This is a genomic window from Tsukamurella sp. 8F, from assembly GCF_029167375.1.
Taxonomy (GTDB): domain Bacteria; phylum Actinomycetota; class Actinomycetes; order Mycobacteriales; family Mycobacteriaceae; genus Tsukamurella.
Genome location: NZ_JARFTP010000055.1, coordinates 1 through 12,039 on the forward strand (window position 1 = coordinate 1; position 12,039 = coordinate 12,039).

8 protein-coding genes are annotated in these 12,039 nt (G+C 69.5%); 4 read left to right on the forward strand and 4 right to left on the reverse strand.

Going from position 1 to position 12,039, the window contains the following annotated elements:
• Positions 1 to 54: 54 nt before the first annotated feature.
• From P0W64_RS22145 to P0W64_RS22160, 4 genes are read left to right on the forward strand one after another with little or no spacing between them, the layout of a single operon-like run.
• Entirely contained in the window at positions 55 to 660 is a 606-nt protein-coding gene (locus tag P0W64_RS22145; protein ID WP_275482365.1) for a type II toxin-antitoxin system PemK/MazF family toxin, read from the forward strand.
• Between the two features lie 59 nt (positions 661 to 719).
• Complete coding sequence (gene betT / locus P0W64_RS22150) at positions 720 to 2,843, forward strand: choline BCCT transporter BetT (protein ID WP_275482366.1); 2,124 nt, start codon at positions 720 to 722, stop codon at positions 2,841 to 2,843.
• Positions 2,840 to 4,339, forward strand: coding sequence for an aldehyde dehydrogenase family protein (locus P0W64_RS22155; RefSeq protein WP_275482367.1), 1,500 nt, complete (start codon positions 2,840 to 2,842; stop codon positions 4,337 to 4,339). Before betT ends, P0W64_RS22155 begins: the two co-directional genes overlap by 4 nt.
• A 15-nt stretch (positions 4,340 to 4,354) precedes the next feature.
• A complete protein-coding gene (locus tag P0W64_RS22160; protein WP_275482368.1) occupies positions 4,355 to 5,923 on the forward strand; it encodes a GMC oxidoreductase in 1,569 nt (522 codons plus the stop codon).
• On the opposite strand, the gene P0W64_RS22165 is transcribed toward P0W64_RS22160, so the two are convergent.
• From P0W64_RS22165 to P0W64_RS22180, 4 genes are read right to left on the reverse strand one after another with little or no spacing between them, the layout of a single operon-like run.
• A complete protein-coding gene (locus P0W64_RS22165) occupies positions 5,868 to 8,405 on the reverse strand; it encodes an excinuclease ABC subunit UvrA (protein ID WP_275482369.1) in 2,538 nt (845 codons plus the stop codon). The two genes, P0W64_RS22160 and P0W64_RS22165, sit on opposite strands and share 56 nt — an antisense overlap.
• 50 nt (positions 8,406 to 8,455) lie before the next feature.
• Positions 8,456 to 9,286 (reverse strand): transglutaminase family protein, encoded by an 831-nt coding sequence (locus P0W64_RS22170; RefSeq protein ID WP_275482371.1) that lies wholly within the window; start codon positions 9,284 to 9,286, stop codon positions 8,456 to 8,458.
• A gap of 8 nt (positions 9,287 to 9,294) precedes the next feature.
• Positions 9,295 to 10,281 (reverse strand): alpha-E domain-containing protein, encoded by a 987-nt coding sequence (locus P0W64_RS22175; protein ID WP_275482370.1) that lies wholly within the window; start codon positions 10,279 to 10,281, stop codon positions 9,295 to 9,297.
• A gap of 4 nt (positions 10,282 to 10,285) precedes the next feature.
• Positions 10,286 to 11,929: a circularly permuted type 2 ATP-grasp protein gene (locus P0W64_RS22180; protein WP_275482372.1), complete on the reverse strand. Its 1,644-nt coding sequence runs from the start codon at positions 11,927 to 11,929 to the stop codon at positions 10,286 to 10,288.
• Positions 11,930 to 12,039: the final 110 nt, after the last annotated feature.

Sequence of the window (12,039 nt, forward strand, 5' to 3'; positions counted from 1 at the left end):
GGGCCCGGCCCGGGGCGGGGGGCCACCGGCGCCGACGCCGCCTATCCTGGCAGCATGGCTGACGAGTTCACCCGGATCGGCGCGACCGCGCGGAGGCTGGCACGTGAGCACGGGCCGAGGCTGCTGTCGCAGCTCATGCGGTCCGGGCCGGTGCAGGCGGGCCGGCAGGCGCTTGCGGCCGCAGTCGCCGAGGCCGTGGGTGCCGAACCTACACAGGACGCGAAGCCCAAGGAGTTCACGCCCGGACGACCGGTCACGCGGACATCGCAGCCGTCCGAGCTGCGCGCGCGGGCGATCGCGTACGCCCCTGCACTCGACGGCCGCGCCGATCCCGGCGAGATCGTGTGGACCTGGGTCGAGTTCGAGGAGACCGGCGGCCCCGAGGCCGGACAGGGCAAGGACCGGCCGGTGCTCGTCGTCGGCCGGTCCGGCGAGACGCTGCTGGGCCTCATGCTCTCGACGCGTGACCACGGCGGCGACGACCGCTGGATGGAGTTGGGCAGCGGCGCCTGGGACGACCAGCGTCGCCCGTCGTGGATCCGGCTCGACCGCGTCCTGGACGTACCGGAGGACGGCATCCGGCGCGAGGGCGCGATCCTCGAGCTCGCGCGCTTCGATCTCGTGGCCCGGCGCCTACGCACCGAGTACGGATGGCACTGAACGGGCACGTTCACCCCATTCGTCCCCATTGACCAACCACCGTTGTACTGTCGAAAGACATGAGCGGCACCGAGCGTTCGACCCCGGACCCCGTCGTTACCGATCAGCAGAGCACCCTCAACAAGCCCGTCTTCGCCACCGCGGCCACGGTGGTACTGGCCTTCGCGATCTGGGCGCTCCTCGCACCGGGCGTCGCCGAGAACGCCATCGGCGACGTGAAGAGCTTCATCTCCACCTGGTTCGGCTGGTGGTACTTCGTTCTGGCCACGGGGATCGTGGGCCTCGTCGCGTTCATCGGCCTCAGCCGCTACGGCCGCTACCGGCTGGGCCCCGAGGAGTCCCGGCCCGAGTACAGCCTCTTCACGTGGACGTCCATGCTGTTCGCCGCCGGGATCGGCATCGACCTGATGTTCTTCTCCGTAGCGGAGCCGGTCAGCCATTACCTGAACCCGCCGAACGGGCGGGGAGAGACCACTGACGCCGCGCGCGAGGCGGTCACGTGGACCGTCTTCCACTACGGCATCACCGGCTGGGCGATGTACGCGCTGATGGGCGGGGCGCTCGCGTACTACGCCTTCCGCCACAATCTCCCCCTCACGATCCGCGCGGCACTCTCACCCATCCTCGGGCGGCGTGTACACGGGCGTTTCGGTGACGCGATCGACGTGGCGGCGGTGCTGGGCACCATCTTCGGCATCGCGACGTCGTTGGGCATAGGCATAGTCCAGCTCAACTACGGTCTCAATCGCATGTTCGGGATCGAGCAGGGTAAGGCCGCGCAGATCGGCCTCATCGTGCTGTCCGTCGTCATCGCCACGGCGTCCGCCACCTCCGGTGTCGACAAGGGGATCCGGCGGCTCTCGGAACTCAACGTGATCCTGGCGATCGTGCTCCTTGTCTACATCGTTGTGGCGGGCCGCGCGGACTTCCTACTCAACGGCCTCGCTCAGAATGCGGGCGACTACCTGTCCACGTTCTTGGATCGGACACTCGACACGTTCGCGTGGGAGCAGACGAGCCCCGCACGAGGTAGCGACCCGACAGGCTGGCTCGACAGCTGGACTCTGTTCTTCTGGGCGTGGTGGGTCGCGTGGGCGCCCTTCGTCGGGCTGTTCCTGGCGCGTATCTCGCGCGGGCGTACCCTGCGCCAGTTCGTATTCGGCGTCCTGATCGTGCCGTTCAGCTTCATCCTCATCTGGGTGTCGATATTCGGTAACAGCGCGCTTGAGGTGGCGCGCAGCGACCGCGCCTTCGCGGACACCACCGCGTCCACCCCGGAAGTCGGCTTCTACTCCCTGCTGGAGCAGTACCCGGGCGCGCCTCTGTTGCTGGGCATCGCGACCATCACGGGTCTGCTGTTCTACGTCACCAGCGCCGACTCCGGATCGTTGGTGATGGGCGACCTCACCTCGAGACTCGGTGATCCGATGGCCGACTGCGCCCGCTCGACCCGCATCTTCTGGTCCGTCGCGATCGGCCTTCTCACCCTGTCGATGTTGTTCGCCGGCGAGGGCGGCTCCATCGTCACGCTCCAGCAGGCGACCATCATCATGGGCCTACCGTTCTCCTTCGTCCTCGCGTTGGTGGGTATCGCGCTCCTACGCTCCCTGCACAACGAGTCGTACAAGCTCGACAGCTACCGAGCGTCGCTCCCCAAAGCGATCGCCGCGGGCCGCGGCGAGACCGGGAACTGGCGCCGCCGCCTACTCACGACGATCCATTATCCGGGCCCCGCGGCCACTCGACGGTTCATCACCGGAACCGTCGAGTCCGCCATGCGCGATGTCGCCGCGGAGCTGTCCGGCGAGGGCCTCGACGCCGCCGTCGACGACGCCGGGCACAGCGAGGGACTCCCCTCGCCACGACTGGTGGTCGACCTCGCGACCGAGCAACGCTTCGAGTACGGGGTGTGGCCCGTGTCGTCCCCGACCCCGACGTACGCGGTGCTCGCGCAGCGCTCGGCCGATCGCTACTTCCGGTGCGAGGTGTATCTGTCCGAGGGGTCGCAGGGCTATTCGCTCAACGGGTACACACGCGAGCAGGTGATCGGCGACATTCTGGACCAGTACGAACGGCACCTCGGATACCTGCATCTGCGGCGCGCCGCCTCCGACGCCCCGGGCGCCGCCGACGCGGCTGCGCCCGGCATCGACCCCGAATCGGAAGGAACTCCAACGGCATGAGTGCAACCCTGTTCATAGACGGGCGATGGCAGCCCGCCTCCGACGGAGGAACGCGCGAGATCCGCTGCCCCGCAGACGGTTCCCGTATCGGCACGGTAGCCGAGGCGACGACGGACGACGTGCACGCCGCGATCGCGGCCGCCCGCCGGGCGTTCGACGACGGTGCCTGGCCAGGCACCGGGGCGGCCGAGCGCGGCGATCTACTGTTGGCCGTTGCGGCCGGGATCGACGAGCGCCGCGACCAGTTCGCGCGCGCCGAGACCCTGGACACCGGCAAGCGGCTCTACGAATCCGAGATCGACATGGCGGACATCGCTAACTGCTTCCGCTACTTCGGCAAGCTCGCAGGACAGGACGCCGGCCGCGTCGTCGACGCCGGGAGCGCCGACGTCGACTCCCGCATCGTCTACTCCCCCGTCGGCGTATGCGGGCTCATCACGCCGTGGAACTACCCGCTACTGCAGGCCGCCTGGAAGGTCGCGCCCGCAATCGCGGCGGGCGACACGTTCGTCCTCAAACCCTCCGAGCTGACACCGCACACATCGATCCTGCTGGTTCGCCTGATGGACGATCTCGGCCTGCCCGCCGGGGTCGCGAACCTGGTGCTCGGCGCCGGCGCGACTGCGGGGGCGCCCCTGTCGACGCACCCGGACGTCGACCTGGTCTCGTTCACCGGCGGGCTGGCGACCGGGCGGCTGATCGCGCGTAGCGCCGCGGACACCGTCAAGAAGGTGGCGCTCGAGCTCGGCGGCAAGAATCCCAACGTCGTGTTCGCGGACGCCTGCGCGACCGGCGAGGGGTTCGCAGCCGCCGTCGACAACGCCCTGAACGCCGCGTTCCTGCACTCGGGACAGGTGTGCTCGGCGGGCGCCCGGCTCGTGATCGAGGAGTCGGTAGCCGAGCCCTTCGTCGACGAGCTGGTGCGCCGCGCAGAGCGGATCCACATCGGCCTGCCCTTCGTCGAGGGCACCGAGACCGGGCCCCTCATCTCCGCCGCACATCGAGACAAGGTGCATGCCTACGTCGAGCGGGCTCGCGAACAGGGCGCCAGGGTCCGCACGGGTGGCGAGTTCGCGAGGGGTGACCGTGGCTACGGCGACCTCGACGACGGCTATTTCTACCTCCCGACGGTGATCGACCGCGTTACGCCCGACATGGACTGCGTGCACGACGAGGCCTTCGGGCCGACGGTCACCGTCGAGACCTTCGCGACGGAGGACGAGGCGGTGACGATCGCCAACGACACCGAGTACGGATTGGCGGGCGCGGTCTGGTCGGCCGACGCAGGAAGGGCCGAGCGCGTCGCAGCCGCGCTGCGGCACGGCACCGTCTGGATCAACGACTTCGGCCCCTACCTGCCACAGGCCGAGTGGGGCGGCTTCGGTCATTCGGGTGTGGGTCGGGAGCTCGGGCCCACCGGGCTCGGCGAGTACCGCGAAGCCAAACACGTCTACCGCAACCTGCGCCCCGGCGTCACCGGCTGGTTCGCCGACTAGGAGTTGGGAGAGATCATGGGCGACAACGAATTCGACTACGTCGTGGTCGGCGGCGGCTCCGGTGGCGCCGCGGTCGCGGCCCGGCTGTCCGAAGATCCCGCGGTCACCGTGTGCCTGCTCGAGGCGGGCCCGTCCGACATAGGCGACGACGCGATCCTACGGCTCGACCGATGGATGGAGCTGCTGGAGTCCGGCTACGACTGGGACTACCCGATCGAGCCGCAGGCCAGCGGCAACTCCCACATGCGGCACGCTCGCGCGAAGGTATTGGGAGGCTGCAGCTCCCACAACAGTTGCATCGCATTCTGGGCGCCGCGCGAGGATCTCGACTCGTGGGAGTACGACCACGGAGCCGCGGGCTGGGGCGCAGACTCGGTCTACCGCCTCTACGCGCAGCTCGAGACCAATGACGCGCCCGGCGCCCATCACGGGCGCACCGGGCCGGTGCACGTGATGACGGTGCAGCCGAACGACCCGTGCGGCGTCGCCGTGCTGGACGCGTGCGAGGAGATCGGCATCCCACGCACCGAGTTCAACTCGGGTCGCACAGTCATGAACGGCGCCAACTTCTTTCAGATCAACAGGCGCGCCGACGGCATCCGCTCGTCGTCGTCCGTGAGTTACCTGCACCCACACCAGGACCGGGAGAACCTGACGATCCGGACCGGCGCGTGGGCGAAGCGCATCCTCACCGAGATCGGCGACGGCGGCACCCGCGCGGTCGGCGTCGAGCTCACGGACAATGCCTTCGGGCGCAGCACGCGGGTCGCCGCGCGCCGCGAGGTGATCGTGGCCGCCGGCGCCATAGACTCGCCGAAGTTGCTCATGCTGTCCGGTATCGGACCCGCAGATCACCTGCGCGAGAACGGTATCGACGTTCTCATCGACTCGCCGGGCGTGGGAATGCACCTGCAGGACCATCCCGAGGGCGTGATCGGGTGGGAGACCACCCGCCCCATGGTGCGCGAGTCGACACAGTGGTGGGAGGCCGGGATCTTCACGACCACCGCTCGGGGCCTGGACCGGCCGGACCTCATGATGCACTACGGCAGTGTGCCCTTCGATATGCACACGCTGCGGCAGGGTTACCCGACTGCGAGCGAGACCTTCTGCCTCACTCCGAACGTGACACACGCGCGATCACGCGGCACGGTCCGGCTCCGTTCGCGGGACTTCCGGGACAAGCCGCGGGTCGACCCCCGCTATTTCACGGATGCGGAGGGGCACGACATGCGCGTGATGATCGCCGGGATCCGGAAGGCACGTGAGATCGCCTCCGCCACACCGCTGTCCGGATGGATCGAGCGCGAGCTGTACCCGGGCCCAGGCACGCAGAGCGACGCGGAACTGGCTGACTACATCCGCCGCACCCACAACACCGTCTACCACCCTGTAGGCACGGTCCGGATGGGCGCGCCCGAGGACCCGCTGTCCCCCCTCGACCCGCAGCTGCGGGTCAAGGGCGTCGACGGGCTCCGCGTCGCCGACGCTTCGGTGTTCCCCGAGCACACCACCGTCAATCCGAACCTCACGGTGATGCTCGTCGGCGAGCGGTGCGCGGAGCTGGTGGCCGCGGATCGGTGATTCCGCCCGCCCGTGCCAGGTGCGCGGCGAGGTAGCGGCCGGTGACGCTCGCGGGGTCCGCCGCGACCTCGTCGGGCGTCCCGGTGGCGACGATCCGACCGCCGGCGGCACCACCTCCCGGCCCCATATCGATGACGTGATCGGCGTTCGCGATCATGTCCAGGTCGTGTTCGATGACCACGACGGTGGCGCCGCGATCAGTGAGCCGCGTAAGCACATCGAGTAGGACCCGCACATCCGACGGATGCAGGCCGACGCTGGGCTCGTCGAGCACGAAGACGGCGTCGGATTGGTCCCGATGCAGTTCGGTCGCAAGCTGCAGACGCTGCGCCTCGCCGCCCGACAACGCCGGCGTGCCCTCACCAAGGGTCAGGTAGCCGAGGCCGAGGTCGATCAAGGTCTGCAGCTTCTTCCGCACACGCGGGACATCGCCTACCGCGTCCAGCGCCCGTCGCACCGACAGCGCTAGCACGTCGGGAAGCGAATGTTCCCCGCGCAGTACACCGTCGGCGTCAGCCGAGTACCTGCGCCCCGCGCAGTCCGGGCAATCGATGTCCACGTCGGGGAGGAACTGCACGTCGAGCGACACCTGCCCGGTGCCCTCGCAGCGCGGGCAGCGGAGCGAGCCCGTGTTGTAGGAGAAGTCCGCGGCCTTCAGTCCGAGCCGGCGCGCGTCGTCGGTGCGGGCGAACTCGCGACGCAGATCGTCCAGCACGCCGCTGTAGGTGGCCACGGTGGATCGCACGTTCACGCCGATCGGGGTCGCATCCACCTCGGCGACGCGCGTGATCCCGGGTGCATCGAGCGCCGCCACCTGGGCCGGGAGCGGGCCGCCGACCGCGCTCAGCGCCGGTACCAGCCCCTCGAGGATCAAGGTGCTCTTCCCCGACCCCGACACGCCGGTGACCGCCGTCAGCCGGCCCGCCGGCAGGTCCAAGGCTGAAGCCTCGACGGTGTGGATCGGGCGCGTCTCGAGGTGGATGCGGCCGCACGCGAAGACATCCGCGGCACGCTCGCGCACGACCGCCGGTTCGCGGCCGTCGAGGAACGCGGCCAGCAGGGACCGCGGGGACGCCGACAGATCGTCTGCAGTACCGGACGCGACGACCGTGCCGCCGTCGGCCCCCGATCCGGGGCCGATCTCCAGCAGCGTGTCCATCGCGCGCAGCACCGCGACGTCGTGATCGACGACGACCACGGAGTTGCCGTCGGCGACGAGGTCGCCGAACACGCCGAGCAGACCGTCGACGTTGGCAGGGTGCAGGCCGACCGAGGGTTCGTCGAGCACGTACAGGACACCCGTGGTGCGGTTGCGGACCGCGCGGGCGAGCTGCACGCGCTGTCGCTCGCCCGTCGACAGGCTCGCGCCGGCGCGGTCCAGGCCGATGTACCCGAGCCCGAGCTCGAGCAGTCGCCGGGCCGTGCCCGAGAGGGTGTCGACGAGGATCTGCGCCATGTCCCGCATCTCGGGCGGCAGGGACTCGACGATGCCGGGCGACCACGCCGTGATCTGGTCGAGGGTGAGCGCGGTGGCGTCGGCGAGGTTCAGCTCCCCGATCATCGGTGCGCGGGCGGCCGCACTGAGCCTGGTGCCGCCGCACTCGCCGCACTCGCCGGAACGGATGAACCGCCCCACGCGCGTCAGCCCCTTCTCGGTAGTCGCCTTGTCCATCGCCTCCTGCACCGCCGCGCGCGCGTTGCGATAGGTGAAGTCCATCTCGAAGAGCTTGCCGTTCTTGGTCGGAACGGCGATGTGGCGCTTCTCGGCGGGCCCGTGCAACACGACGTCCCGTTCCGTGTCGGTGAGCTCGGCGTAGGGGACGTCGGTGCGTACGCCCATCGCGGCGGCGACGTGTGGCATCACCGAGAGCCCGAACATGGACCAGGGCGCGACCGCCCCGTCGTCGATCGTTCTCGCCGGGTCCGGGACGAGCGCGGCGTCGTCGACCTGCCGCACGACGCCTGTTCCCGCGCACTCGGGGCAGGCACCGCCGGAGTTGAATGCGAGCGCCTCCGCTCCGGGCCCGAAGAACCCGACGCCACACTCGGAGCACGTGATCTCCTGCTCCTCGGCGACGGCGAGCGTGGGCGCCTGGCGGTGTCCGTTGGGGCACACGTGGGAGGAGAGGCGGGAGAACATCAGGCGGAGCACGTTGAGCAACTCGGTAGATGTGCCGAACGTGCTGCGCACACCCGGCACAGGCGGCCGCTGGCGGAGGGCGAGCGCCGCGGGCACGTGCTCGACCGAGTCGACGGCGGCGCGTGGTACCTGCGCGAGGCGGCGGCGCGTGAACGTCGACAGAGCCTCGAGGTAGCGCCGCGAGCCCTCGGCGTACAGCACGCCCATCGCCAGCGAGGACTTGCCCGACCCCGACACACCGGCGATCCCGACGAGCTGCCGCAGGGGGACCGTGACATCGATCCCCGCCAGGTTGTGTACGCGCGCCCCACGTACCTCTATGGCCTGCGGCTGTTCCCTCACACCGCCAACGCTAGACGGCACCACCGACACCTTTCCCGGACCACACCGGTTCAGGCCAGACGGGTGATCTCGACCTCCACGTCCAGATCCGAGGCGCCGCCACCCGCGATGATGCCCTTGAGCGGCGGTACGTCGGCGTAGTCGCGCCCGACACCCACCGACACGTGCCGCTCGGTGATGGCTACGTCGTTGGTGGGGTCGTAGCCGACCCACTGACCCGTCCACGCCTCGATCCACGCGTGCGACTGCCCGGCCACCGTAGTGCCTACTGCGGCCCCCGCCTTGGGATGCAGGTACCCGGAGACGTACCTGGCCGGGATACCGGCACTGCGCAACAGCAGTAGCGTCAGGTGAGCGTAGTCCTGGCAGACGCCCTTGCTCTCCTCGTACGCGTCCAACGCGGACGAATGCACGCCCGTGGTGCCCGGCACGTAGTCGAGCTTCTCGTGCACCCACTGCGACGCGGCCAGCAGCGTCTCCGCGGGGGTCGCGTCCTTTGCGAGCCGGGCACCTACTCGCGCCAGTCTCCGGCTCCTCGGGACGTAGGTGCCGAAGTCGAGGAACTCGTCGAACCGGTCCCGGATCGGCTCGGACTCGAGATCGTCCCACCCGAGGCTCTCCTCGGGCTCGTGGGCCGGCTCCGTCTCCACCACCGACGCTGCCGACACCTCGAGCGCGGTGTGCGGGGCGTGCAGGTCGAATGCGGTGACCGCGGTGCCCCAGTAGTCGGTGTAGCGGTAGGTACGCGTGGCGGGCACCGTCTCCACGCGATTGAGGATGACGTTCTGCCGCGAGTCGCTGCGCGGCGTCAGGCGGGCCTCGTTGTACGACGAGGTGACGGGCGCGTCGTAGCCGAACCCCGTCTCGTGCACGACTCGCATACGCCAGGTCACAGTTCCCCCTCCAGGATCGGATCGAAGTCGCCGCCGCGCGCCCGCGCGTCGGTCCACGCGACGTAGGGCGTGACGTGGAAGTACTGCGCGGTGACAGCGTCGCCGGCCGCCTGGCCTATGTCCTGCAGTGCTACGAGCCGAGACTGCAGGTCCTCGAGCAGTTCGCCCGGCGCGAGGAACTCGAGCTCGCTACGTGCACGGCCCAGCAGTCGTTGCGCCTCCGCGCGAGACCCGACGCGGCTGTCCGCGCCGCGGTCGATCTCGCGTAGGCAGTCCTCCGCGATCGAGATGGCGTGGAACACCGATCGTGGAAACAGGCGGTCGACCAGGATGAACTCGACCACCCGGTTCGCATCCAGCACGCCGCGGTAGGTGCGCAGGTAGGTGTCGTGCGCACCGGTCGCGCGCAGCACCGTCACCCACGTCGGGGAGTTGGCGCGGTCGCCCGCGCGCGAGAGCAGCAGCCGCACCGTCATGTCCATGCGCTCGATCGCGCGGCCCAGCAGCAGGAAGCGATAGCCCTCGTCGCGGGACAGGGTGGTGTCCGCAAGCCCGACGAACATGGCCGCGCGGTTCTTGATGTAGTTCAGGAACTCGTGCGGCCCGAGGCGCTTGGCCGCGCGCTCACGCTCGGCGAGACCGTTGAAGGTCGTGTTGATGCACTCCCACATCTCCGACGAGGTGACCTCGCGCGCGCCGCGCGCGTTCTCCCTCGCCGCTGCGATGGAGGAGGCGATCGACGCGCTGCGCCAGTCCCGGTTGAACGCCACGAGTTCGACGACGGCCCACACGTCGAGTGGCTCGTCGGGCTCGGGCTCGGGCATGCCGAGAACGCGCAACAGCTGTCGTGACGAACGGTCCTCGTCGACGGTGGCGTCCTCGAGGAAGTGGTGGACGGTCACGTCGAGGATGCGCGCCGTGTCGTCGGCGCGCTCGATGTATCGACCGATCCAGTACAGGGTCTCCGCGTTGCGGGCGAGCATCGTCCTATGCCTCCCTTGCCTGCGACTGCTGTTGCTGCTGGTCCTGGCTGGTCAGGCTGGGACCGAGTTCGACGTGGGCCTGCTGCCCGATCTCGGGCGACCGCACGACCTCCTCGCCGTCCAGCTCTCGGTCGGCCGCCGACGTGCGCGATGCGAGCACCCACGTGTCCTTCGATCCACCGCCCTGCGACGAGTTCACCACCAGCGATCCCTCCGGCAGCGCCACGCGGGTGAGACCGCCGGGCAGGACCCACACATCGTCACCGTCGTTGACCGCGAAGGGGCGCAGGTCGACGTGGCGGGGGCGAGCGGCATCATCGATCTTGGTGGGCACCGTCGAGAGCTGGACGACGGGCTGCGCGATCCAACCGCGCGGGTCGGCGAGGATCTTGCGGCGCAGGGTCGCGAGCTCCTTCTCCGTTGCGTCCGGGCCGAAGACGATGCCGTACCCGCCCGAGCCCTCGACGGGTTTGAGAACCAACTCGTCGAGACGGTCGAGAACCTCCTCGCACTCCGGCTCGAGCCAGCAGCGGAGGGTGTCGACATTCTGCAGCGACGGCTTCTCGCCCAGGTAGTACTCGATGATCTCGGGCACGTAGGTGTACGTGAGTTTGTCGTCGCCGACTCCATTGCCCACGGCCGAGCTGATGACGACATTGCCCGCGCGCGCCGCGTTGAGCAGCCCGGCGACGCCCAGCACGGAGTCCGGCCGGAACTGCATGGGGTCCAGAAAGTCGTCGTCGATGCGCCGGTAGATGACGTCGACCTGCTGCTCACCCTTCGTGGTGCGCATGTAGACGACGTTGTCGCGGCAGAACAGGTCGCGGCCCTCGACGAGCTCGACGCCCATCTGCCGCGCCAGCAGCGAGTGCTCGAAGTATGCGGAGTTGGCCATACCCGGCGTGAGGACGACGATCGTCGGGTCGGCCTCGTTGGACGCCGCCGACTTACGCAGGGCCCGCAGGAGGTGGCTCGAGTAGTCGGCGACGGCACGGACGCGGTGGCTGGTGAACAGGTCGGGGAAGACCTGGGCCATCGTCCGGCGGTTCTCCATCACGTAACTCACGCCCGACGGCGACCGCAGGTTGTCCTCGAGCACGCGGAACGTGCCCTCTGCGTCCCGGATCAGGTCGATTCCTGCGACGTGGATGCGCACGCCGTTGGGCGGGCGGATCCCGGCGGCCTGCCGGTGGAAGTGCTCGCACGACGTCACCAGTCGCTTGGGCACCACCCGGTCACGCAGGATCTCCTGCTCCGAGTACACGTCGTCGAGGAAGAGCTCGAGCGCGTGCACCCGCTGCTTGATACCCCGTTCCAGTCGGTTCCACTCGGCGGCGGCGATCACCCGGGGCACTAGGTCCAGCGGGAACGGGCGCTCCTGTCCGGACAGCGAGAACGTGATGCCCTGGTCGATGAACGCCACGCCGAGCGCATCGACGCGCGCCGCCAGGTCGGACTCCGCGGCGTTCGCGAGGGCCTTGTAGATACCCTTGTAGGGCGTCCGCACGGTGCCGTCCTCGGCGAACATCTCGTCGTAGGCGCGCCCGAAGGCTTCCACGTCCGTATAGCCGGCGAACAGGTGTGCATCCTCGGACAGCTTCGGCGGTGAGGGTCGCTTGGGGGTCTGAGTCTGCGGCGTCACGTGCATCATCGTCCCCCACAACGCCCGGATCGGCAGGATTCCGCGTTGGTGTGGCGTTCATATCGCGGCTCCCGGGCCCGGGGCCCGGGGGGGGGGGGGGGGGGGGGGGGGGGGCG

Excerpts from the sequence above, each read along its gene's own strand:
- P0W64_RS22145 (WP_275482365.1), top strand. The coding sequence starts at position 55 with ATGGCTGACGAGTTCACCCGGATCGGCGCGACCGCGCGGAGGCTGGCA.
- betT (WP_275482366.1), top strand. The coding sequence starts at position 720 with ATGAGCGGCACCGAGCGTTCGACCCCGGACCCCGTCGTTACCGATCAG.
- P0W64_RS22155 (WP_275482367.1), top strand. The coding sequence starts at position 2,840 with ATGAGTGCAACCCTGTTCATAGACGGGCGATGGCAGCCCGCCTCCGAC.
- P0W64_RS22160 (WP_275482368.1), top strand. The coding sequence starts at position 4,355 with ATGGGCGACAACGAATTCGACTACGTCGTGGTCGGCGGCGGCTCCGGT.
- P0W64_RS22170 (WP_275482371.1), bottom strand. The coding sequence starts at position 9,286 with ATGCGAGTCGTGCACGAGACGGGGTTCGGCTACGACGCGCCCGTCACC.
- P0W64_RS22175 (WP_275482370.1), bottom strand. The coding sequence starts at position 10,281 with ATGCTCGCCCGCAACGCGGAGACCCTGTACTGGATCGGTCGATACATC.
- P0W64_RS22180 (WP_275482372.1), bottom strand. The coding sequence starts at position 11,929 with ATGCACGTGACGCCGCAGACTCAGACCCCCAAGCGACCCTCACCGCCG.